This window comes from Butyrivibrio sp. AE3004, assembly GCF_000703165.1.
GTDB lineage: Bacteria > Bacillota > Clostridia > Lachnospirales > Lachnospiraceae > Butyrivibrio.
Genome location: NZ_JNLQ01000003.1, coordinates 176,107 through 200,481 on the forward strand (window position 1 = coordinate 176,107; position 24,375 = coordinate 200,481).

A 24,375-nucleotide genomic window follows, 5' to 3' on the forward strand; every position below is an offset into this window, starting at 1 on the left:
AAGTTAAGATTTATTACCTATTGCCTCTTGAACAATAAAATACATTCCCTACATACGAGATTATCATTTTTTGATTTCTTTGTGAGCGATTTCAAAAATGTTTAATAAAAAATTTATTACTGGAATTTTATTCGAATAGCTTCAATCTGATCGTAGCAATCGCAGAAAGCATCCACAACTTCAGGGGCAAAGTGTTTTCCCTTCTGTCTTAAAATTTCCTCATAACTATCCCGGGGTGTCCATGCTTCCTTATATGAACGCTTACTTGTAAGTGCATCATAAACATCTGCTAAAGCTACAATCTGCGCATATATTGAAATCTCATCTCCGGACAATCCTCTTGGATAACCGCTGCCATCGTACCTTTCATGGTGTTCATAAGCTATAGTTCTTGCCATATTCATCACTTCCCCGACAGAGGATGTCAGAATTTCATACCCGTAAACGGTATGCTTTTTCATTATTTCTTTTTCTTCATCAGTCAACCCTCCGGGTTTTTCCACAATCTCATTTGGAATAAGAAGTTTACCAAAATCATGCATCATTGAAGCTGTCCTTATCAAGTCAACCTCATCGTCAGACAAGCCATAGCTTTTAGCAATGATGGCAGAATATTCTGAAACGCGCTTTACATGTTGTCCTGTCTCACCACTTTTCGCTTCTGAAATCTGCGCAAATTTCTGAATAATGTCATTATGATTTTCCTTCAGTTCACTCATGTAAAGGAGCCGCTGAGACTGCTCTTCATACGCCATCAGATTAAGCCGTAAAAATGACCCCAGATAAACGGTAAAAATAATAGCTATGATATCAATCCATGCATTTACAACGCTCAATACACCTTTTTCAATCCCGGGAAAAATAGTATATGCACCATATAAAGCATCAAGAACAAAAAAAAGTCCTAATACATAGTGAAGAACCGGTCTCCATGCTTTAGGGTTTTCCAAGCCTACTATCATTTTTCCTACTTTGGAGAAAGATATAGCAACTAGTACAAGACACAGGACCAATAATACTATATAAGACACGTTGGAAATCGACAGAATCTGACACAGTCTGTCAATACAAGCATACTGAAAATATGTTGTAGCACATATGATATAATTGTCTTTTGCAAGCCATATGTATACATAAATAGGTATAATGAAAGATAACATATCCAGAGTCATCGCATATATTACAAAAATAGCATTTGCAATATCGGTAGGAAACTCTGATAGGCCTGCGCTAATAAATGAAGAAAAGAAATGTTTAGAAATAATTTCGGTAAAGACCGATACTACCGGCCCGGAAATCACAAATAAAATCAATCCTTTTATCCAAAGATTTTTCTTCCCTAATCTTTGGTAGATGATCATAGTATTAAAAAGAGCAAATATCAAGCCATAAACAAGTCTTGGCCAATACGACATAAGAATATGCATATCCACTTCCTGAACACAACAAACGTACTCCGTATCATCTCATACACAATTAATTATAGATATGGCCTAAAAGTAATGCACATTAATTTTTTATAAAGAAAAACCCAAGCATATGTCCTGACATCATGAGCGCTAAATGTGGTCAAAGCCTTTGCTTTAGCTTATACTAATTTCTATGGGAAACTATGATGATATAATAAACAAAACAAGACCAATTTCAAAAAAGCACAGTCCTATGCCTTTGGAAAACAGGGCTGCACAGTTTATGCCTTTTGCTGCTTTAACAGGATATGACGAAGAAGTGTCTGAAGCAGGCCGTTTTACCACCTCAAAAATCGAACTGACAGAAGAACAAAAGTCTGAAATAAATGAAAAGCTAATGGAAATCCTGGCCCTTATCGAGTCAGGCTCTGATAGCTATGTTGTTATCACATATTTTGTCCCAGATGCCCTTAAAGATGGAGGACATTATATAACAATACCGGTTCACATCATAAAAATAGACACTTTCAATAAGAATCTTGTGCTTGAGGACAAATCTGTAATCCTGATTGACGATATTTTGGCGATTGAAAAATAATCCACTATGCCTTGTGGCCACCTATCTGCTTTCCTCTCTCAAGTCCGGTTGAACCTTCCTGAAGAGATGTGCCTTTCATGATAGCATTTTTCCCAAAACGCTTTTGAATCTCGAGAGCGGCCTTTTGAAGCGCCAGCTCTTTTTCTTCGGCTTTCTTTCTCTCCTGTTGCTCTGCCTGATCTTGATCACTATTATCAAAAAGAGTTAGCTGCTTATAGCAATTCTCCTCTCTTTTAGCATTGTCTCCTTCATCAATCACATGTGCCGCAGCTATTGTTACCCGTCTGATTAAAAGAATCGGATTAACCTGTTCATCATATATTGCAAGTGCAGCATCAATGATATGTCCCGAAAGGGCGGTATATTTCTCTAGTCTGAAGCTTCCATGCGCATGCTCCGGAACCTGTCGTCCATAATAATCCGCTTTTATCTTTCCTTTATATTTCTTTGATATTTCCGGATTTTTCAGACTCTCCATGTCATAGCCTATAGTCAAAACTACCTGATCTGTTACTTTTCCTGCATCCATAAGTTGCATGGCTAGCGCATCTGCCATTTCTCTTACAATAATTCTTGCTTTATCATATGTATATGGACAGTGAAGCACCTGCCCCTGGCTTATGCTGTTATTTTCCGGCTTGTAGTTTTTTATCATTTCCATAGTACAGGGTTCATATCCCCAAGCATGATCAATAAGCAGTTCGGCATTTACACCAAACGTCTTATATAAAAGCTCTTCATTATGAAAATCCATATCCCCGCCCAGGCTGCATCTTGCAATGTCCCCCATCGTATAAATCCCCATGGAAGATAACTTTTTCACATAGCCCTTTCCAACTCTCCAAAAGTCTGTCAGCGGAGTATGATTCCAAAGCTTCTCACGATAGCTCATCTCATCCAGTTCAGCAATTCTCACTCCATTATCATCAGGTTCCACATGCTTAGCCCCAATATCCATTGCTATTTTCGCAAGGTACAGATTTGTCCCTATTCCTGCTGTTGCAGTAATACCTGTAGACAACTGGACATCTCTTATCATACTTATAGCAAGCTGTTTCGGTGTCATATTATGAATACCAAGGTAGCCTGTAGCATCTATAAACACTTCATCAATAGAATATACGTGTATATCTTCCGGTGAAATATATTTTAGATAAGTCTTATAAATTGCAGTACTTATCTCCATATACCTTGCCATCCTGGGAACAGCTGCAATAAAACTCAGCTTAAGGAAAGGTTTCTTATTTAATTCTTCCTCATCATCCGATTCTCCTGTAAAAACACCACCGGGAGCAAAATGAAGCCTCCTGCTATTAATCTCTTTTACTTTCTGCTCGACTTCAAAAAGTCTGGCTCTCCCGGGAATCCCATATTTTTTCAGGGATGGCGATACAGCAAGACAAATAGTTTTGGATGTCCTGCTCCTGTCCGCTACCACAAGATTTGTTGTAAGCGGATCTCGTCCCAAATCCTGACATTCCACGGACGCATAGAAGGATTTAAGATCTATCGCAATATATATTTTTTCATTTAATCCTTTTAATTTCACCTATTATTTAACTCCCATGTCCGTTTCATATGTTAAAAACCTTATTTACTCTCCTTAAATATTATCAATTCATCCGGGGTTACATGGCATTGATAGAAAACTATGCTGACACCTTCTTTCCTGGCTCTTTCAAATGCTATCCCAAACTCAGGATGTGTATCTGTATTTGGTCTTACTTCTTTTACTCCATCCATCTGAATTACAAAAGCAAGAGTCGCTTTATAACCCTCTTTACTCGCTTTTATAAGTTCTTTTATGTGCTTTATCCCCCGTTCAGTCGGTGCATCAGGGAAATACCCTATTGCATTTTTTTCAAGCGTACATCCCTTTACTTCCATCAAGTACTTCTCACATCCCTCCGGAGTATGCTTTTCCATATAAAAATCAATTCTGGAATTACCATAAGTATACTCCGGTATTACTACATCATATTCTTTTTTCTTCTCCAACCATTCTTTGACAACCTTATTCGGAGCCTGACTGTCTATATTAAAAAGAACACCGTTGTTTTTCCTTACACTTATAAGGTCATATTTTGTTTTTCTTCCTTGAGAATTCGGCTCTGTAAGCCAGATTTCGCTGCCCGGTAGCAGAAGTTCTCTGCAACGTCCCGTATTTTTCACATGAACTGTTTCTATTTTCCCATCGATTTCAACATTTGCTATAAATCTGTTTGGTCGACTTACAAACACTGCTTTTTGAATATTATCATAGTTCATCTATCTTACCCTTTAACCTTCAGCCTGCATTGTAACACTTACGGTAGATTCATTACATCATGATCCGTACCTATTTGGGGAACTATACTGCATTTATTGGATTATATCATTTCTTTAAGGCTTAAATGTATATATCCGATGATAATACTGATTGCGTGCTGCCTAAATTGTTATTATGAAATAAAATTTCATTTTTTTCTCAGAAAAAAAAATAAAAAAAACATTTTAAAAAGCTCTAAAGAAAATTTCCCCTGCTATCGATATATCATCTGTAAGCAAAAAAGAACATTCAGATGGCCAGAATGAATGAAAGAACAAATTTAGAATTTACGGAGGATTTCCCTAATGTATATGTATGAACTCTTTCTTTCAACAGATGTAGAAGGCAAAAAAATTCACTTTATCCAGACAAACCACAAGGTAGGTAATCTTAACAGATGGCTCAAAAAGCTGGTTAAGGATAATACTATTTCCGCAGATGTAGCAAATGCCGTTACTTTTGTTTGGTAATACTACAAAAAAATATTGAAGATGATGCAAGGACCCGAAAGGGTCCTTTTTCCTTCTTTTTTGGTATAATTTTATAAAAATTGTTTTATTTAGACAGGAGTTGTTCCTAAATGTGTGGAAGATATTATTATGCCGATAAAATTGCACGAAGAGTTGAAGAAGATCTGGGGATACCCTTAGAATCTTTTTTCTCAGATAAAGGGGATATTACTCCCGGTATGTCTGCTACCAGCATTATCTGTGGTAAAGCTAATCCTCATCATTATGCGATATCTGAATTATTTTGGGGGATATATTCCAGGGACAAAAAACTTATTATCAATGCCAGAGCGGAATCTGCAGCGCAAAAGCCCATGTTTTCAGATAGTTTCCGGCTAAGACGCTGCATACTTCCTGCAGATGGTTTTTATGAATGGAATAAGGAAAAAACAAAATTTACCTTCAGCAGAGCAGATGGCAGACCTATATATCTTGCCGGCGTTCATGATATAAGTATGGAAAGAGACTCTTTTGTAATATTGACTACATCAGCCAATGAATCTATGCTCCCTGTTCACGATAGAATGCCTGTCATGATAGACAGGAAAAATGTTATGGATTTCCTCAACGACTATTCAGCTGCAAAGGGCATGATAAACGAAACCATGCCTGAGCTTACAAGAAAAAGTGATTACGAACAGTTAAGTCTGTTTTAATCAACTTGAAAGATGAAATATATCTTTCGAGGTCCTTCTCTTTTTTTCCGGATGTGCCTCATAGTATTTTTTCTTATCCTCATACATGTTTTCATCAGCATGTCTCAGTGCAAGCCTTATATCTGATACTTTATCTACCATATAAGTCCCTATGGCAAATGAAACATTTTCATACTGTTCGGAAACTTTTCTCACATCCAGAATCTTCTTTTCGAACTCTTCCCGTGTTACTCCACACATAATTATTGTAAATTCGTCTCCACCTGCACGATATATATAATTATCATCAAAAACTTCCCTAAGCACCATCGCTGCTCTCTTTAAGAGCATATCTCCGGCACTATGTCCCTCTTTATCGTTAATTACTTTCAACCCATTTAAGTCAGCAAAGGCTACACCTAATGGTCCGTCATTGTTATCCCTCACACCGGAAAGTGTTTCTACAACATTATTCATCTCATTTCTATTCATAACGCCTGTTAGCATATCTTTCGAACTTAAAATCTTTAATCTGTCCAAAAGTAGATAATTGCTTATCTCAGAGCTCAGTATAAAGGCTGTGCTTTCTAACGCCTCCTTTATTTTCTGTGCATTTTCGGCGTCAAAATTCATAGCCCAAATATATCCAAGAAGCTCCTTCCCTTGCTTTAGTGGAAACAAAACTATTGTTTTTACTCCGCCATCCATTAGGGAATTATACCATTCAGGATTTCTCTCCTTTACAACTTCCATATCTCTTTCATTTTTCGCAATAATACAGTTGCTTCCGGAAATAACACTATCCCATTTCTCAGCAATGTCATAAAATTCATCATCAATCAGCTCATCAAATGACTTAAGATTAGAGGACGAAGATACATCCTCTCCAAACACAGTACATGTTCTTTCCACATGATCCATGAGCATAATACAGCATCTTTGGGCTTTACAGAGCTTCCTTATGGCTTTTACTACCTCTCCGACGGATTTTTTAAAATCATTTGTTCCCCGTAGCATAATACATGCATTAAGAACTCCAGCCGCAGTATTTACTGAAGCATCGGCAATTTGCGATGAATCCGGATCGTAACTAATTTCCATAGTATATGCACAATAGCAAATATTGCCATCGTCTGGCCAGAGCGGTAAAAAAGTCATGTTAAACCATGCATCATAACGATCAGGTTTTGCGTAGGAATGCAGACACTTCTTTTCTACTGCCGATCTATAACAATAATCCTCAAAATTCAGATCTTTGGGAAGATAGCAGGTATACTCTTTCCCCGGCACAAACTCTGTAGTTAGCATAGAAACACCGTTCACAGGCTTTTCAATAGACTCAATATAACTCTTATTTCCTGTTACTATGCATATTTTTCCATACCCGCCATTTTCCAGCTTCTCGACTGAAACAATGCAAGTCATCGCTTTTATACTATCTGCAACCACCTGAAAATCCATCTTCACAACCCGCCTTTCATGACTAGTGATGCTGTCACCAAATCAAAAAAATAATCATAAAACAAAATTTTCGCTTAGTTTGTTGGACATCTGTTGGACAACACTATCTATAATTACATTTAGAAAAACTAATACAGCAGTTCGCATTTTACAATGTGAACCTCTTATGAGGGGGAGATTTACAGAAAAAGCAGTAACTGCTTGTAATCCGGCAAGGTAGCGACACTCTATCCCCACCGGAAACAATAGTTTTTTCAAAAACGATACCCACTGGCGGATTATACTCCCCATGGGTATCGTTATTTGTTTACTGTTTCATATTTTATCAAGAGCATCCTTATACTTACGATACAATTCAAGCATATCATCATTATTATTCCTGATAAAATCAAAATCCTGTCTTTTTCCTGCATCCTCAAGAAGTTTTGCCTTATCAAACAAGCCACGCGCTCCAATTATTCTTGCTGTACATTTTAAAGCATGAATCTTGATAGTATAATCCTCAATATTTTCGCTTAAACACAACTCTTCAATTTCATCTGCTTTTTCTTCAACAGAATCTCTGAATATTTCCAAAGTCTCAAGATATAATTCTTCAGCCCCGGAATAACCTATTCCATCCTCTACGTTTAGAAGTCCCTCCTCTTGAAGCTTCACCAATTCGTCAGATGCAATCGTCAGAGAACTCTTTTCTTCTTGCTGTTCTTCCTGTTTATTTTCATTATTATTGTTTTTAGCTTCCGTAGCTTTGGGATGGCTTACATCAAGCACCAAATCCTTTGGAAGGAACCTTAATAACATATCCTCAAGCTGCCTACCATTAATAGGTTTTTCAAGATATTCATCAAAGCCCGCCTTGATAAACATTTCCCTGGCTCCTTCAATGGCATTGGCTGTCAAAACTATGCAAACACTATAGTAATTGATGCTATCCAGATCCTTTTTAATATGCTTTAGAAGTTCTAAGCCATCCATCTCAGGCATTCGATAATCAATCATCAAAATATCGTATTTTTTCTTTTCAAGAAGCTTTAACGCCTGCTTTCCGCTGCTTGCTGTATCTATTTTCATTCTTGTAGGTTCGAGTAGTCCTGTTACAACCTTCAAATTGATATCAGTATCATCAACAATAAGAATCTTTGCCTCAGGAGCAATAAAGCTGGAACGATAACGAGATTTTCTCGCCACCACTGTCTTTGCTGTCTCATTAAAATCTGCAATCTTCTCCCATCTTGATACTTTCTGTCTGACAGAAAATGAAAATACGCTTCCTACATCATATACACTCTGTACATCCAACGTACTACCCATAGCATCAAGAATCTGCTTAACAATACTCATTCCCAGACCGGCACCCTCTATAGTCTTATTTTTTTCCTGGTCCAGTCTTTCAAAGGCATTGAAAAGTCTGTCTAAATCTGACTTTTTCATTCCAATACCGGTATCTTTAACAGTTATTTTCAGATCAATATTCTCTTCATCGATTTTTTCATAATCAATTGTAAAATCAACAGAGCCTGTAGCTGTATACTTCACAGCATTCGTAAGCAGATTTATAATAACCTGCTTAAGTCTTGTTTCATCTCCAACAAGCTCATCCGGAATATCTTGATTAACATTAACATTATATTCAAGATTTTTATTTTCCGCTCTATCCTTTATCATCACATTTACATCTGTTATAAGGCTTGAAAGATGATAAGGATCGTTTCTAAGCTTTAACTTGCCTGCCTCCATTCTGGCAAAATCAAGAATATCATCTATAAGACATAACAGAGAATTTGCAGAACGGTTTATACTATACGCATATTGCTGGACCCTACTGTCTCTGGATTCTCTGGATATCATTTCTCCCATACCCATTATCGTATTTATAGGTGTCCTTATTTCATGTGACATATTTGCCAGAAAGAGTGACTTGGCATTCGATGCATCTTCCGCAACCTTCTGTGCCTTTTTTAATTCATAATTTTCTCGAATCTTAAAAAGCAGAATAGCTACGAATACCGCCAGAATAAGTCCATATTCATATATATAATCAAAGAAATCTTTTCTATATAGTTTTCTGTTAGTATAATCCAGTATTATCGCCTGTCTACGTGTATCCGGTACTTTTCTAATACCCTCATTCAGCTTTTCAATAACAGCCTCTTTTTTTTCTGTATCTACTGCGCCTATTCTAAAATCCATCGAAAACATCGATGAAGGTTGCACAATCAGTTTAGAATATGTGGGCTTTTGCAATACATAACTCCAAACGTATGAATTATGTAACAGGGCATCTACTTTACCTCGCATAAGGGCCTGTACGCATTCCGCCATACTTCCATAAAAAGAGATCTCTATTCCGGGATACATCTGTCTTACAGTATCGGCAGCGCCTCCAAGGGAGCTTAACATTCCTACTTTAAGCTCATTTATCGGAGGAACCTCATGGTTATTCATAGTAACAAGAGTAAATGGCGTTTGTAACAGATTATCTGACACAATTGAAGCCTTTCCCTCAGCACTTGTAATAGCACTTCCAAAAGGCATTAGTACATCATATTCATAGTTATCAAGCGCTTCTTTGAGTGTCGCTTCCTTAATAACAACAAATCTTGCATCATAACCGGCTTCCTTGGCTACCGCGCGCATCAAATCAACACCTATGCCAACAATTTCCCCTGTATTGGAATCCAAATAGAAAATCGGACATCTGTCAACAGGAACGCCTACTGTTAGTTTTTCCTTATTATTTCCGGCAAAAACAGGCCTAGCTATACCAATAATACAAATCAATGTTAAAACTATGCTAAAACATGCTTTAAGAATACGATTATTTCTCATACGCTATACCTATTAACTGTAAACAAGAAAAACAACTACAGTTATCCATAAAATCATCTTATCACTAATACTATTTTCAAATATTTGCTAAGTATAAAATTTTAGTGAAAAATTAAATCATATTTCATATATAATAAATCAAATATCTTGATTTATCTGACATTTTATACAAACATTTTCATATAAAAAACATTAAATATCTGTTTTCTAATACTATTTTTTTGTTTAATGCTATAATAATCGCAACGCTTTTTTTGAAAACAGGTAATAAACTATGAAATTAAGTAATCTTCTATCCTTTAGTAATATTGTTATTCAGTGCCACGATAATCCGGATGCAGATGCTCTTGCATCCGGTTATGCATTATATAAATTCTTTTCATTTAAGGGAAAAAGGGTCGAATTCATTTATCGCGGCCAAAATAAAATACAGAAAAGCAATCTCCTGATGATGCTTGAAGATCTTGATATCCCCGTAAAGTATAAGCCGGATTATGGCAACATACCTGAGCTTCTTATAACCGTGGATTGCCAATACGGTCAGCGTAATGTCACCACCACAACAGCCTCTAACATAGCAGTAATCGATCATCATCAGATATCCGGTGATCTGCCGCCGCTCTCAGAAGTAAAAAGTAATGTAGGAAGCGCAAGCACGGTTGTCTGGAATATGATAATGAATGAAGACGCAGAAACAGCCGAATTCCTCATGGAAGACATAAAACTCACTACTGCACTATATTACGGACTTTTCACAGATACAAATAAGCTATCTGAAGTTTTTCATCCTCTCGACAGAGATATGATTGAAGAACTGAAGATAAACAAAATTAAGATAATCAAAATGAGCAATTCGAATCTTTCATATGAAGAGCTCATGATAATCATTGATGCATTACAAAAGCACAACTATAACTCTGATGCCAAATACGCAGTAATGAAATCCGCCCCATGTGATCCTAATATTCTAGGTGCCATGAGTGACCTGCTGCTTGAAACTGCAGGTATAGATACTTGCGTAGCATACTTCGAAACAAGCGAACAAATTAAATTTTCCGTAAGAAGCTGCATAAAAGAGGTTCATGCAGATGAATTAGCAAAGTACCTTGTCGATGATATTCCGGGTGCAGGCGGAGGTGGACATCTCTATAAAGCCGGTGGATCTTATAATCCCATGGCATTTCAAAATGTTTCTATAGATACTCTGATTAGAGAAAGGATGCATACCTATTTTTGCGATTATGAAGTCATTAATTCAAAAGACGGAATAAAAACAGATGATATGAAACTATACTCCAAAAAATCATATCATATTGGTTATGTAAAGATGACAGATTTATTTCCTCTTGGAACAAATGTTTCAGCCCGTGCTTATGGCGGAGATATTGAAGAAACTATAAAAAAAGACGAATTTTTCCTTATCAGTATTATGGGTGAAGTGTATCCTACAAAAGGTGAAACACTCACAAAAACCTACACATTATCTGAAGATCCATATATATGCAGCCTTGAATATGAACCGAACGTAAAAAACCTAAAAACAGGAGAAAAGAAGCCTATTTTACCCTATGCAAAGATAGCCTCAGCACGTCCTGATGCCAGAATCTATGCTAAACGACTCGATAAGACCGTAAAACTGTTTACCGAATGGGATATAAATAACTATGTTGTCGGTGTTAAAGGCGATTACCTGGCAGCCCGCGAAGATAATTTAAACGACATCTATATTATAAAAAGTAACCTCTTCGACAAATTATATGAAGAAGTATAACTTCTTGTAGGCAAAATAAGAAAAACACTTCAAATACAGGCCCTGATTTAATCATTACATTATAATAAAGTGATACTATCTAAAATGTACTCTTATCAAATACAATATACTTTGATTTAATTCACAGAAAAAACATACTTCTGTCACTTAGTTTTACGATTTGATTTATATTATATATACATCAAGAGAGATAACACATTTCCCTTGATTCATAACCCCCTCATTCATAAGAACATATAAACACTTTAAACTTTTCTTCAAAAAAGCTGGCGCCTACGTGACAAAGCGCCAGCTTCCCTTTTTCAACATTTAAGTAACAAAGTACTATTCCCGTTTGTCAAACCGTTTATGCGCTTTCCTCCATTTAGATATTTCTTTTTTCTTAGCATAATTTAGTTTATTTTCTTCTCCAAGATTTCTGTAAAGCTCATATCTCTCAATAGACAACTCCCCTGAGTCAATAGCTGCTTTTATGGCACATCCCGGTTCCGTTTCATGCCTGCAATCTCTGAATTTACAGCGACTTTCAAGTTCGATGATATCAGAAAAAGTACTATCTATTCCTTCCTCCATATTGGCCATACCAACTTCACGCATACCTGGTGTATCAATAATGCATACCCCATTATCTATCTGTACAAGCTGTCTTTGTGTAGTTGTATGTCTTCCCGTTGAATCGTACTCTCTGACCTCAGCAGTCTTCAAAATATTCTTTCCTACAATAGCGTTTATGAGTGTAGATTTTCCCACACCGGATGAACCAATAAGACATATAGTGGTTCCGGGAAAAAAATATTCACTAAGCTCCTCAAGTCCAATATTGTATAGCGCAGAAATGGCATGAACTTTAACATTATGTGATATAGCTTCTACTTCCCTAACATAATGGGAACAGTTACTGCATAGATCAGCTTTTGTCAGAATTACCACCGGAACCGATCCGCCCTGAATTACAAGACTTACATATCGTGCTATACGATTATAACTGTAATCCTCGTTTAAAGACGTAACAATAAATGTGAAATCCACATTAGCTACCATGTATTGCATGACACCTGTTTTGGCTTGATCCGGCCGTTGTAGGAAGCTTGACCTTTCACATACAGACAAAATCACCGAATCCCCATTAGGATTATGTCTAAAAGTCACGTAATCGCCTACAACAGGAAGTTTTTCTGAATCTTGTTCATAAAAATCGCCCTTTAATTTAGCCTTTAAATCATTTTCCCAAAATCGAATCTGATAGCCATTTTTCATTACTGCAGATATTCGACCTAATCGCTCTTCATGAAGCCACTGACATGAGAGTCTGAGAGGTTTGTAATAAGGAAATTTCTTTGTATATTCCTTCACCTTCGTTTCATCTTCGCATTCTTCAAAAACAGGTGCCTCGAAAAAAGAACCATGAATTTCCCCAAAGCTTTCGTTTAACGGATATGCCATAAAAGCATCAAAATTCCCCAACACAGGATGAATTATTCCAAAGTTATCGCAGGTTTTAAACCCATATTTGGGATAATAATTAGGCTCACCACAAATAACAATTCCTTTATATCCTGCTTCTTTAGCAATAATTATTGTTTCTTCAAGCAATCGTTTTCCTATTCCCATGCTAAAGCAGGTCGGTTCTACAGCCAGTGGCCCAAAAGTAAGAACATCATGCTTCATATCGCCATCAATAACTTTTGATATTGAATAAAAAATAGCTCCTACGATTTTTCCGTTCATCTCTGCAACTCTGCTTAATTCCGGCAAATATTCCCTTGCCTCACGTAGCGCATGAACAAGGTAATGTTCATTACATCCCGGCCCATGAAGGTTCCAAAAAGAACGCAGTATCATATGTTCAGTATTGTAATAATCTTCCTTAGTTTCTTTTCTGATTATAATATTATTCAATTCTTTATTCTCCATTTCATATATTTTAATGTATGGAGACCTCAATTCATTCAGCTGTCATTAGAGAGCAATCATATGGTCACATTAATATAAAACAACTGTATTAGTTTTTTATCCTTCCTCGATTAATTGAATAGTATAAAAAAGCCATGGCAAACAAGCCACGGCTTTAAGTCATATCTATATATCTATCTTATGTCAAACGGCATAAACCGAGGTCTTCATACAATATGCAGTTTCATACTCAATTTTCATTACACTCATTATTATGATTACCTCGCTTTCTTGAAAATTTTATTACACAGAAATATTATCAAAATTACGTCAAAATGTCAATTGCCTTTCTCACTTCTCTTTTTATTACTCAGTTCTGTTGTTTCCTCAAGAACCCCTAACACAACAAATCTGAGATCATCCTGTGACGTACAAGTCGATAGAGTAACCACTTTATCAATTTTTGTCACAGGTATTTCTGAATCCATATATGATTTACGTCTGACAGGTTCAGCATCACTGATAAACGCTTCTGAAGCATCTCCAACATAATCAAATATTTCATAGTCATTTGGAACATCCATATATGCAAAAATTTGATATCTGTATATTTTATCTTCAGTTATAATTTGAAAATACTGATGATCATTGTAATACTTAGGATCCTCTCTATATGCTCTGAGCTTACCAAACATAGAATGATCCTTCATATTATGTCCATAGACAATCGAATTAGCATCCGAAAAGTCATCAGCAGACCTACAATCAAGAAAAATTGCCCCTGTATCTGCAGGCTCTCCGGTCTGCCCTATTTTCAAATACTTTGCATTATCAGAGCTTTGCATTATAGGATAGCTGATATCCGTCCCTTCTATATATATCCATCCAACCGTCTCAGGATACTCTTTCTTTAAAAGTGCTAAATCTTCCTTTGAAAAATCAACTTCGGAATTAATCTCTTGTTTACTGACATTTATACTATTTTTGTCTTGTTTACCGGCATCTTTATTATCAATATCTTGTTTTCCGATATCCTTATTATCATTATCTTGTTTTCCGGCATCATTATTGTCTTGTTTACCGATACTATTTTTATAAACTTGCTTATCGGCATTTTGTTGAGTGGAATCTTCCTTACCAGCACCTTGCTTGCTAGTAACCGTACTATCGTTTTTATACTCAGTAGTTGTTTCTTTATTAGATTCCTCTATTTCCTGATGCTTTTCATTCCAATTAGTGATTTCCGTTTCTTTTATCGAATCGTCTACTTCAGCATTTTCCCCTAATGAACTCTCTTCAGAGTCTTGTATACTTACATTTTCTGCAGTATCCTCTATATCAGATTTTGCCGATGCATCTAATACATCTTTCTCATTTATGGTATCTTTTTCATCTGCTTCAATTGATGCACTTTCTCCATATTTCTGGACCAAAGTATCTTCTCCATCAGCGTTTGCTGATACACTTGCTGCAACTCCCTTTTCTGATGTATCTTCTGCAGTACCTAGCGTTAATGCGTCATTTTTAGGTACTTTTGTTGACGCATCTTTTTCTGCATCTTCCTTAGTACCCTCTTGACTAGTATTTTTATCTACGTTAACAATTGTCTGGGTATCTTTATTACCCGTTTCTATAATATTTTGATCATCTGTTTTGGTATCTTGCAGGCTTTCAAGCTCAGTATCATTCTTAAGGTCTGAACTCTCTATATCAAAATTGTCACCATTATCAGCCATAAGGCTATCTACTTTTTCAGCTTCTTCCTTCTTCTCAATAATTTCTTTATTATTCTCTGCTACATCGTTCAGACTTTCTTCAACAGAACTATCATTTTTAGTTTCATTTCTAACCAGGATATCCTTATTTTTTATAAAAGTATATGTGCCTAGTACAATAAAACCCAAAAGCAAAATGCCACAAATAGCTAATATTATCTTTTTATTTCTAAACATTTCAAAAATATACTTAATGATTAAGCATACTTTTTCAGGAATATAAAAGAGTACATTAAGAAAAACAATAATTCCTAGAACAAAATATGTTCTCTGTTTAGCATATTTCTTATTTTTTTCGTTAGCACTCTTAGCAGCAAGTACCAATCGAAGAATAATTTTCTTTTTTAGATTGTTCACGTAGTTCTCGAGCTCCCTATATAATGACAATTAACATATTAAAGCAATGTCTCAGCTCTATGCTCAATGTTCTGTTGGAAATTTATTACATCATGGTCATATTCTTCATCCATCAGCGTTGAATGAAGTAAAAAGTCAGCAGTAGCCTTATTATTTGCAAAAGGAATATCATAAACTTGTGCAATTCTCATAAGTGCCTTTACATCAGGATCATGTGGTGCTGCCGTGAGTGGATCAGAAAAAAAGATAACAAAGTCTACTTTCCCTTCTACTATTTTTGCACCTATCTGCTGATCTCCTCCAAGCGGGCCGGAGTTATATCCTCTTACCGGCAATTCAGTAGCATCCGTTATCATTCTAGCGGTGGTTCCTGTCCCACATAGAAAATGTTTCTTCAATACCTCTATATTTTCTTTGCACCAATTAATAAGTTCAGCCTTTTTCCCATCATGAGCAATCAAAGCGATTTTTTTCTGTTTCCCAATTGTAAGTGTGACTGTTTCTGACATATTTCCTCCCTTTTATTCCTTTGGTTATTCAAAAATCACAGCATTTAAATATGATTTTGTTTATCATAATCTAATCAGATATTAAAGATTTAAAGCACTCCGGTAGATATATTTTAGCAAGAAAAAATGTATTGCAATAAAAAATGAAATGCTATTCTCTATTATACAATATACTATGCATGTGTTATTCAAATTTAAGAAATGTTTTCTTAACTTTTAAACAAATTGTTATGATTTCTTGCCTAAAAGATGAAACTATATATGAAAAAACGCCCGAAGCAATTTGCAGTGGGCGATCATCTAATAATTTCAAAACCATATATAATACTTTTATAGCAGAATTAATAAAAAAGATGCCTAGACTCGGAATCGAACCAAGGACACGAGGATTTTCAGTCCTCTGCTCTACCAACTGAGCTATCTAGGCAAACTTGAGTAGCGGGGACAGGATTTGAACCTATGACCTTCGGGTTATGAGCCCGACGAGCTTCCAGACTGCTCCACCCCGCGATATTTAATTGAATGGATGGCGGTGGATTCGAACCACCGAAGCAATTTGCAGCAGATTTACAGTCTGTCCCCTTTGGCCACTCGGGAAGCCATCCATATAAAGAGCCGATGAGCGGACTCGAACCGTTAACCTGCTGATTACAAATCAGCTGCTCTGCCAATTGAGCCACATCGGCTTATTTCCGAAAAGATCTTTTCAGAAATAATGGGGCCTATAGGGCTCGAACCTATGACCCTCTGCTTGTAAGGCAGATGCTCTCCCAGCTGAGCTAAGACCCCATATTAACAAATATTAGATTGTTGAACGACCCGAAGGGGGTTCGAACCCCTGACCTCCGCCGTGACAGGGCGGCGCTCTAACCAGCTGAGCCACCGGGCCAGATATCGTCTGTTCCTTCAAAACCGAACACTGATATATTACTACATTTAATCAGACATGTCAACTACTTTTTTTGTTCTATATATTCTTTTTTTGGACAAGCCCTCGACCTATTAGTACACATCAGCTGAACACGTTACCGTGCTTACACCTTGTGCCTATCTACCTCATAGTCTCTAAGGGGTCTTACTGCAATAAGCAGGGATATCTCATCTTGAGGGGGGCTTCACGCTTAGATGCCTTCAGCGTTTATCCCTTCCGGACTTGGCTACCCAGCCTTATGCATCTGGCGATGCAGCTGATACACCAGCGGTCCGTCCATCCCGGTCCTCTCGTACTAAGGACAGCTCCTCTCAGATATCCTACGCCCGCGCCGGATAGGGACCGAACTGTCTCACGACGTTCTGAACCCAGCTCGCGTACCGCTTTAATGGGCGAACAGCCCAACCCTTGGGACCTGCTACAGCCCCAGGATGCGATGAGCCGACATCGAGGTGCCAAACCACTCCGTCGATGTGAACTCTTGGGAGTGATAAGCCTGTTATCCCCAGGGTAGCTTTTATCCGTTGAGCGATGGCAATCCCACTTTCATGCCACCGGATCACTAAGTCCTACTTTCGTATCTGTTCCACCCGTCGGTGTCACAGTCAGGCTCCCTTCTGCCTTTGCACTCTGCGAATGGTTTCCGTCCATTCTGAAGGAACCTTTGAGCGCCTCCGATACCCTTTCGGAGGCGACCGCCCCAGTCAAACTCCCCGGCAGACATTGTCCCCGGACCGGTTTCACGGTCCTTGGTTAGAAACCCAGTACTATAAGGGTGGTATCCCAACAGCGACTCCATGACAACTGACGTCATCACTTCACAGTCTCCCACCTATCCTGTACATACAGTACCGAATCCCAGTATCAACCTGGAGTAAAGCTCCATGGGGTCTTTCCGTCCTGGCGCGGGTAACCAGCATCTTCACTGGTACTTCAATTTCACCGGGTGCATTGCCGAGACAGTGCTCAAATCATTACGCCTTTCGTGCGGGTCGGAACTTACCCGACAAGGAATTTCGCTACCTTAGGACCGTTATAGTTACGGCCGCCGTTTACTGGGGCTTAAATTCAAAGCTTCGGTTGCCCTGACCTCTCCTCTTAACCTTCCAGCACCGGGCAGGCGTCAGCCCATATACCTCACCTTTCGGTTTCGCATAGACCTGTGTTTTTGCTAAACAGTTGCTTGAGCCTCTTCTCTGCGGCCTGCTCTCGCAGGCTCCCCTTATCCCGAAGTTACGGGGACATTTTGCCGAGTTCCTTAACAATGCTTCTCCCGCCGGCCTTAGGATCCTCTCCTCATCCACCTGTGTCGGTTTACGGTACGGGCTGATGATACGCAATAGTGGCTTTTCTTGGCAGTACGTCCATGTGCTTCACTACTCTTACTTCGTTCCCCCTTGCGGGACCGGTCTTTCCTTTCCCGGCTCACACTTTCGTCCTGCGTCCCCACAGTTCTGATATCATCAGGTGCAGGAATATCAACCTGCTGTCCATCGACTACGCCGTCTGGCCTCGCCTTAGGTCCCGACTTCCCCAGGGCAGATCAGCTTTACCCTGGAATCCTTGGATATTCGGCCTGGAGGATTCTCACCTCCATCTCGCTACTCATTCCGGCATTCTCTCTTCACAGCGCTCCATCGCTCCTTACGGTACGACTTCGACGCTGCTGTGAATGCTCCCCTACCGATTACAAGTACCCGTAGATACTTGCAATCCCCAGACTTCGGTGTCGTGTTTCAGCCCCGGTAATTTTCGGCGCAGGACCTCTCGGCTAGTGAGCTATTACGCACTCTTTGAATGTGTGGCTGCTTCTGAGCCAACATCCTAGCTGTCTGTGAAATCCCACATCCTTTTCCACTTAACACGCACTTTGGGACCTTAGCCGTGGATCTGGGCTCTTTCCCTTTTGACTGTCCAACTTATCTCGTACAGTCTGACTCCTGCGCTCAGCCATACTGGCATTCGGAGTTTGATAATCTTTGGTAAGCGGTGAAGCCCCCGCGGATATTCAGTGCTCTACCTCCAAATGGCATGCTACAGGGCTAGCCCTAAAGCTATTTCGGGGAGAACCAGCTATCTCCGGGTTCGATTGGAATTTCTCCCCTATCCACACGTCATCTCCACCCTTTTCAACGGATGTGAGTTCGGACCTCCACAGCCTTTTACGGCCGCTTCATCCTGCACATGGATAGATCACCCGGTTTCGGGTCTATGTTATGTGACTCTCGCACTCTTCACACTCGGTTTCCCTCCGGCTCCGGACCTATGGCCCTTAACCTCGCCGCATAACATAACTCGCCGGACCGTTCTACAAAAAGTACGCGATCACTCTCATAAGGAGCTTTCGCAGTTTGCAGGCACAGGGTTTCAGGTTCTCTTTCACTCCCCTCCCGGGGTCCTTTTCACCTTTCCCTCACGGTACTATGCGCTATCGGTCACTAAGGAGTATTTAGCCTTACGGGGTGGTCCCCGCTCTTTCAGACAAGGTTCCACGTGTCTCGTCCTACTCTGGATACTGACTCGCTTCGGACAATTTCGCTTACGGGGCTCTCACCCTCTCTGGCAGGTCTTTCCAGGACCTTTCTGCTATCGTCCTCCATCGATCATTCAGTCCGAACCCCGGGTGCAAGCACCCGGTTTGGGCTCTTCCGCGTTCGCTCGCCGCTACTTACGGAATCACGGTTGTTTTCTCTTCCTCCGGCTACTTAGATGTTTCAGTTCACCGGGTTCCCTCCACATGCCTATGTATTCAGCATGCAGTGACAGGAGTTCTTCCTGCCGGGTTGCCCCATTCAGATATCTGCGGCTCTCAGTGTATTTGCCACTCCCCGCAGCTTTTCGCAGCTTATCACGTCTTTCTTCGGCTCTTAGTGCCAAGGCATCCGCCCTGCGCCCTACATAGCTTGACCAGCTATATAGAACTTTTGGTCCATTTAATAACCACGTTCCCGCATATATCTGATATAGCGTTATCGATATATGCTCGTTTATGTATTGCTACATTGTTTTTTCTGGATCTCGGATCCTGATCATATGATCGCAGATCCGTTCGATGTCTTTTAATCGGATTCTCTGATTAAAATGTTTTCTTCAGTATTCGGTTTTCAAGGTACAGACTTCTGACTGTTTTACCAGTCATCAGGAAACGGATCTTCCTCTGTTCCCTCATCACTGTTAAAACTTCTTCTTTTTATATCCGGCAGCCACCTATCCTCCCATGCCGTCTCCAGCATAGTACTTTCGGCCGATAAGGTCTTAACCGTCGTGTTCGGGATGGGTACGGGTGTTTCCCCTTTTCGCATCGCCACCGGAATTTTTCTGTTGCCACCGGCAACAAAACAGTAATGCAACTCCCTACTTCTTCCTCTTCCTTAGAAAGGAGGTGATCCAGCCGCAGGTTCTCCTACGGCTACCTTGTTACGACTTCACCCCAGTCATCCGACCTGCCTTCGACGGCTCCTTCCTTGCGGTTAGGTCACCGGCTTCGGGCATTTCCGACTCCCATGGTGTGACGGGCGGTGTGTACAAGACCCGGGAACGTATTCACCGCAGCATGCTGATCTGCGATTACTAGCGATTCCAGCTTCGTGCAGGCGGGTTGCAGCCTACAGTCCGAACTGGGTCGTTATTTTTGGGATTTGCTCCCCCTCGCGGGTTCGCTTCTCTTTGTTACGACATTGTAGCACGTGTGTCGCCCAGATCATAAGGGGCATGATGATTTGACGTCATCCCCACCTTCCTCCAGGTTATCCCTGGCAGTCTCCATAGAGTTCCCATCTTACTGCTGGCTACTATGGACAAGGGTTGCGCTCGTTGCGGGACTTAACCCAACATCTCACGACACGAGCTGACGACAACCATGCACCACCTGTCTCTACTGTCCCGAAGGCCTACAGACATTACTCTGTATTCAGCAGGATCTCAAGATCTGGTAAGGTTCTTCGCGTTGCTTCGAATTAAACCACATGCTCCACCGCTTGTGCGGGTCCCCGTCAATTCCTTTGAGTTTCATTCTTGCGAACGTACTCCCCAGGTGGAATACTTAATGCGTTTGCGCCGGCACTGAAGGACTTCGTCCCCCAACACCTAGTATTCATCGTTTACCGCGTGGACTACCAGGGTATCTAATCCTGTTTGCTCCCCACGCCTTCGAGCCTCAACGTCAGTTGCTGTCCAGTAAGCCGCCTTCGCCACCGATGTTCCTCCTAATATCTACGCATTTCACCGCTACACTAGGAATTCCGCTTACCTCTCCAGTACTCTAGTCATACAGTTTCCAAAGCAAGCCCACGGTTGAGCCGTGGGGTTTCACTTCAGACTTGCATCACCGTCTGCGCTCCCTTTACACCCAGTAAATCCGGATAACGCTTGCCCCCTACGTATTACCGCGGCTGCTGGCACGTAGTTAGCCGGGGCTTCTTAGTCAGGTACCGTCATCTCCCCGAAGGGTCTTTCTTCCCTGCTGATAGAGCTTTACATACCGAGATACTTCTTCACTCACGCGGCGTCGCTGCATCAGGCTTTCGCCCATTGTGCAATATCCCCCACTGCTGCCTCCCGTAGGAGTTTGGGCCGTGTCTCAGTCCCAATGTGGCCGTCCGACCTCTCAGTCCGGCTACAGATCGTTGCTTTGGTAGGCCGTTACCCCACCAACTGGCTAATCTGACGCGGGCCCATCTCGTACCACCGGAGTTTTTCACACTGTGTCATGCGACACCGTGCGCTTATGCGGTATTAACAGTCGTTTCCAACTGTTATCCCCCGGTACGAGGCAGGTTGCCCACGCGTTACTCACCCGTCCGCCACTAAGGATATACAATCTTTGACCGAAGTCTCGGAAGCGTATATTCTCCGTTCGACTTGCATGTGTTAGGCACGCCGCCAGCGTTCATCCTGAGCCAGGATCGAACTCTCACGTTTAAATGTTCTATCAGGATCTCTCCTGATCTCGTTCGTCTGACCAGAACTTAAGCTTGGCTTTTGTTCTGTCCGTTTTTACCTTGTTAGGTTTGTTTTGTTCTCTGAATATTCTTTTTGGAATTTTCAGGGTTGCATTACTATTTCATTGTCAATGTGCTGTTTGTTTCGCTTGGCTTGTCGCTCAAAGCTCAGTTAGAATATCATGCAAAAAATAATGTGTCAACACTTTTTTTATTTTTTTTTACAAACGACATTAGAATGAATAAGAATCGCTTAAATAAGCATTACATCCGGTTATAAGCTCATCTATTAATTCCTTTACACTTACAATATTGCTAACCCTTGATGCATTTTCACCGCAAAAAAATAATCCTTCATCTTTGTTCCCTTGTGCGGCAGCAATAAGAGCTCTACTTATACAGTAAGGAATTTTATCACCTTTAGGGCACGCTGTTAGGCAGTTGTTGCACGTTTTTGCAAAGAAAGTCTTTCCATTATCAAGACTTTGCAGAAGTTGCGTATAAATAGCACGAGCAGGCATTCCTACAGGACTTTTTATAATTCGAATATCATCCTCTGTTGCATCAACTATAACCCTTTTAAAAGCATCGTCAGCATCACATTCATTGGTTGCAATAAATCGTGTACCAATCTGTACACCATCAGCCCCGGCTGCTATTGCTTCAGCAATGTCTTTTCCATCAAAGATACCACCACCTAAAAATATTCTTATATTTTTCTTAAATTCATCCTCAAATGGCTTTATTACTTCTTTAACTTCTTTGAGAATCTGAAGATTTGATTGACAGTCATTTCTATTTATGTCATCAGCTGAAAAACCCAGGTGACCACCTGCCTTATGTCCCTCTATTACTATAAAATCAGGAATTATACCTGCTCTTTTAACAAAAGTTTTGCAAAGAAGATTTGCTGCCCTTTTGCTTGATACAATAGGAGCAAATAGAGTCTGACTATCCTTTACAAGATCTGCCAGATTTAACGGCAACCCTGCACCTGAGATTATAGCATCGGCACCTGCTGCTATTGCAGCTTTTACTGTCTCTTCATAATGACTGACAGCAACCATTATGTTTACTCCAATAAGTCCGTTTCCATGGGATATTTCTTTTGCCCTTCTGATATGTGCTTTTAATGCACGTATATTTGCCTCAAATGGATTTGTCTGAAAGTCAGGTTCTTTAAACCCAATATTAACTGAACTAATAACACCCATACAGCCTTCTTTAGCAACACTTCCTGCCAGTTCTGATAGGGAAACCCCTACTCCCATTCCTCCCTGAATAATCCCATGTACCAGCTCTTTTCCATTTATATTCATTTATTTACCCCACAAAAATTTTTAATACTTAAATTAAATATAGTTAAATTCTTTTGAGATAATATAATAAAAAAAGGCGGCTGTCAATTACTACGAACCGCCCATCTCATCTTTGTTGATTTACTTCTTGGATTTATCCTGCATTCCTCAGCCGAAGGTCTTGTAACGTCTTCGGATATTTCACTGTATATTCCGGCTTTCTTGTTTTCTTTTAAGGATTTCTTAACCAGTCTGTCCTCCCCTGAATGAAAAGTCAGTATTGCAACACGCCCTCCGGGTTTAAGAATTCCGGGAAGTTTTTCTAGAAATGTATACAGCACTTCAAACTCACTGTTTACATCTATTCTCAGTGCCTGAAAAACCCTTGCACAGCTTTTCTTAACAGCTTGCTCCCTTTCATTTTGGGGAACCTTCCATAGCGCTGATTCTATTGCGTTGCGAAGAGCCGTTGTTGTGTCCATAGGCTCTCCGTTTTTCATTAGAGAAAAGACTTTATCTGCAATTTCCTTTGCGTATGGCTCATCTGAATTTTCAATCATCATGCCAATAAACTCTTCTTTTGTTATGTTGTGAAGTCGCTCAGCTGCTGATTCTCCGTGCTCAGGATCAAGTCTAAGATCAAGTGGGCCATCTATTTTGTAAGAAAATCCTCTTTTAGGGTCATCTATCTGCATGGAAGATACTCCAAGGTCAGCTAAAACAAAATCGAACTTCCCTACTTCTTCTGCTACCCGGTCTATATTTGCGAAATTTGTTAGTCTGAATTTAAAAGCATTCTCATCAAATCCAGCTTCTCTAAGTCTTTTAACTGTCTTCTCAGATTCTATAGGATCGACATCAAGTCCGTATATGCATCCCTTTTTATCCAATGCTTCTAGCATTTTTCTGGTGTGCCCACCGTATCCGAGCGTACAGTCAAGCCCCTGTTCGCCGGGACGTATTCTTAAAACATCAAGAATCTCTTTTACCATAATTGAAATATGCATACCGGCTGGTGTTGAACCTTTTTCAATAACATGTTGCACAACATCTGCATATTTTTCAGGATTTTGTTCTTTATACTTCTCTTCGAATTTTTTTGGGTATTTTCCGGAATAATGAATTCTTCGTTTATGTTTTTTTTCTTCCAAA

Annotated in this window: 14 protein-coding genes, 6 tRNA genes and 3 rRNA genes; 4 read left to right on the forward strand and 19 right to left on the reverse strand. The window is 39.8% G+C overall.

What is annotated here, in order from left to right:
• Positions 1-116: 116 nt before the first annotated feature.
• Entirely contained in the window at positions 117-1,427 is a 1,311-nt protein-coding gene (locus BV60_RS22425; protein WP_051656921.1) for an HD-GYP domain-containing protein, read from the reverse strand.
• 175 nt (positions 1,428-1,602) lie between these two features.
• Here BV60_RS22425 and BV60_RS0119575 point away from each other — a divergent pair, with 175 nt between their 5' ends.
• Positions 1,603-2,007: a hypothetical protein gene (locus BV60_RS0119575; protein ID WP_029324504.1), complete on the forward strand. Its 405-nt coding sequence runs from the start codon at positions 1,603-1,605 to the stop codon at positions 2,005-2,007.
• A 4-nt stretch (positions 2,008-2,011) separates the two neighbouring features.
• Here the strand turns inward: BV60_RS0119575 and BV60_RS0119580 are convergent, their stop codons facing one another.
• Together BV60_RS0119580 and sfsA are read right to left on the reverse strand one after the other, a co-directional pair.
• Positions 2,012-3,556 carry a Y-family DNA polymerase gene (locus tag BV60_RS0119580; protein WP_029324507.1) on the reverse strand — a complete coding sequence of 515 codons (1,545 nt, stop codon included), beginning with the start codon at positions 3,554-3,556 and terminating at the stop codon, positions 2,012-2,014.
• Between the two features lie 41 nt (positions 3,557-3,597).
• Entirely contained in the window at positions 3,598-4,275 is a 678-nt protein-coding gene (gene sfsA, locus BV60_RS0119585; RefSeq protein WP_029324509.1) for a DNA/RNA nuclease SfsA, read from the reverse strand.
• Between the two features lie 345 nt (positions 4,276-4,620).
• On the opposite strand from sfsA, the gene BV60_RS23315 reads away from it, so the two are divergent.
• Both BV60_RS23315 and BV60_RS0119595 read left to right on the forward strand, forming a co-directional pair.
• Positions 4,621-4,785 carry a hypothetical protein gene (locus BV60_RS23315; RefSeq protein WP_156036253.1) on the forward strand — a complete coding sequence of 55 codons (165 nt, stop codon included), beginning with the start codon at positions 4,621-4,623 and terminating at the stop codon, positions 4,783-4,785.
• 110 nt (positions 4,786-4,895) lie between these two features.
• Complete coding sequence (locus BV60_RS0119595; protein WP_029324510.1) at positions 4,896-5,480, forward strand: SOS response-associated peptidase; 585 nt, start codon at positions 4,896-4,898, stop codon at positions 5,478-5,480.
• Here BV60_RS0119595 and BV60_RS0119600 read toward each other — a convergent pair whose 3' ends face one another.
• Together BV60_RS0119600 and BV60_RS22430 are read right to left on the reverse strand one after the other, a co-directional pair.
• Positions 5,481-6,920, reverse strand: a complete 1,440-nt coding sequence (locus BV60_RS0119600; RefSeq protein ID WP_029324512.1) for a sensor domain-containing diguanylate cyclase — start codon at positions 6,918-6,920, stop codon at positions 5,481-5,483.
• Between the two features lie 315 nt (positions 6,921-7,235).
• Positions 7,236-9,749, reverse strand: coding sequence for an ATP-binding protein (locus BV60_RS22430; protein ID WP_051656922.1), 2,514 nt, complete (start codon positions 9,747-9,749; stop codon positions 7,236-7,238).
• 274 nt (positions 9,750-10,023) lie between these two features.
• Here BV60_RS22430 and BV60_RS0119610 point away from each other — a divergent pair, with 274 nt between their 5' ends.
• Complete coding sequence (locus BV60_RS0119610) at positions 10,024-11,520, forward strand: DHH family phosphoesterase (RefSeq protein WP_029324516.1); 1,497 nt, start codon at positions 10,024-10,026, stop codon at positions 11,518-11,520.
• 324 nt (positions 11,521-11,844) lie between these two features.
• Here the strand turns inward: BV60_RS0119610 and rsgA are convergent, their stop codons facing one another.
• The 14 genes from rsgA to rsmH form a co-directional block, all read right to left on the reverse strand.
• Positions 11,845-13,419 (reverse strand): ribosome small subunit-dependent GTPase A, encoded by a 1,575-nt coding sequence (gene rsgA, locus BV60_RS22435; RefSeq protein ID WP_197029620.1) that lies wholly within the window; start codon positions 13,417-13,419, stop codon positions 11,845-11,847.
• A gap of 332 nt (positions 13,420-13,751) precedes the next feature.
• A complete protein-coding gene (locus BV60_RS22440; RefSeq protein ID WP_051656924.1) occupies positions 13,752-15,545 on the reverse strand; it encodes a class B sortase in 1,794 nt (597 codons plus the stop codon).
• Positions 15,546-15,583: 38 nt separating this feature from the next.
• Positions 15,584-16,054 carry a methylglyoxal synthase gene (locus tag BV60_RS0119625; protein ID WP_029324521.1) on the reverse strand — a complete coding sequence of 157 codons (471 nt, stop codon included), beginning with the start codon at positions 16,052-16,054 and terminating at the stop codon, positions 15,584-15,586.
• 354 nt (positions 16,055-16,408) lie between these two features.
• Positions 16,409-16,481: transfer RNA gene (locus BV60_RS0119630), tRNA-Phe, on the reverse strand.
• A gap of 9 nt (positions 16,482-16,490) precedes the next feature.
• A tRNA-Met gene (locus BV60_RS0119635) sits at positions 16,491-16,564 on the reverse strand.
• A 13-nt stretch (positions 16,565-16,577) separates the two neighbouring features.
• Positions 16,578-16,659, reverse strand: a tRNA-Tyr gene (locus BV60_RS0119640).
• An 8-nt stretch (positions 16,660-16,667) separates the two neighbouring features.
• Positions 16,668-16,740 (reverse strand) — tRNA-Thr (locus tag BV60_RS0119645).
• Positions 16,741-16,770: 30 nt separating this feature from the next.
• Positions 16,771-16,843, reverse strand: a tRNA-Val gene (locus tag BV60_RS0119650).
• Between the two features lie 26 nt (positions 16,844-16,869).
• A tRNA-Asp gene (locus BV60_RS0119655) sits at positions 16,870-16,943 on the reverse strand.
• Between the two features lie 93 nt (positions 16,944-17,036).
• Positions 17,037-19,894: ribosomal RNA gene (locus tag BV60_RS0119660) — 23S ribosomal RNA — on the reverse strand.
• A 285-nt stretch (positions 19,895-20,179) separates the two neighbouring features.
• A 5S ribosomal RNA gene (rrf, locus tag BV60_RS0119665) occupies positions 20,180-20,297 on the reverse strand.
• Between the two features lie 63 nt (positions 20,298-20,360).
• Positions 20,361-21,905: ribosomal RNA gene (locus tag BV60_RS0119670) — 16S ribosomal RNA — on the reverse strand.
• The 16S, 23S and 5S rRNA genes sit together here with 6 tRNA genes alongside, the layout of an rRNA operon.
• 253 nt (positions 21,906-22,158) lie before the next feature.
• On the reverse strand, positions 22,159-23,244 hold the full coding sequence (locus tag BV60_RS0119675) for an NAD(P)H-dependent flavin oxidoreductase (protein ID WP_029324523.1): 1,086 nt from the start codon (positions 23,242-23,244) through the stop codon (positions 22,159-22,161).
• Between the two features lie 83 nt (positions 23,245-23,327).
• On the reverse strand, positions 23,328-24,374 hold the full coding sequence (gene rsmH, locus BV60_RS0119680; RefSeq protein WP_029324524.1) for a 16S rRNA (cytosine(1402)-N(4))-methyltransferase RsmH: 1,047 nt from the start codon (positions 24,372-24,374) through the stop codon (positions 23,328-23,330).
• Between the last annotated feature and the right edge of the window lies 1 nt (position 24,375).

Bases quoted from the DNA above. Each gene is read 5' to 3' on its own strand.
- BV60_RS22425 (WP_051656921.1), bottom strand. From the start codon at position 1,427: ATGCATATTCTTATGTCGTATTGGCCAAGACTTGTTTATGGCTTGATA.
- BV60_RS0119575 (WP_029324504.1), top strand. From the start codon at position 1,603: ATGGGAAACTATGATGATATAATAAACAAAACAAGACCAATTTCAAAA.
- sfsA (WP_029324509.1), bottom strand. From the start codon at position 4,275: ATGAACTATGATAATATTCAAAAAGCAGTGTTTGTAAGTCGACCAAAC.
- BV60_RS23315 (WP_156036253.1), top strand. From the start codon at position 4,621: ATGTATATGTATGAACTCTTTCTTTCAACAGATGTAGAAGGCAAAAAA.
- BV60_RS0119595 (WP_029324510.1), top strand. From the start codon at position 4,896: ATGTGTGGAAGATATTATTATGCCGATAAAATTGCACGAAGAGTTGAA.
- BV60_RS0119600 (WP_029324512.1), bottom strand. From the start codon at position 6,920: ATGGATTTTCAGGTGGTTGCAGATAGTATAAAAGCGATGACTTGCATT.
- BV60_RS22430 (WP_051656922.1), bottom strand. From the start codon at position 9,749: ATGAGAAATAATCGTATTCTTAAAGCATGTTTTAGCATAGTTTTAACA.
- BV60_RS0119610 (WP_029324516.1), top strand. From the start codon at position 10,024: ATGAAATTAAGTAATCTTCTATCCTTTAGTAATATTGTTATTCAGTGC.
- BV60_RS0119625 (WP_029324521.1), bottom strand. From the start codon at position 16,054: ATGTCAGAAACAGTCACACTTACAATTGGGAAACAGAAAAAAATCGCT.
- BV60_RS0119675 (WP_029324523.1), bottom strand. From the start codon at position 23,244: ATGAATATAAATGGAAAAGAGCTGGTACATGGGATTATTCAGGGAGGA.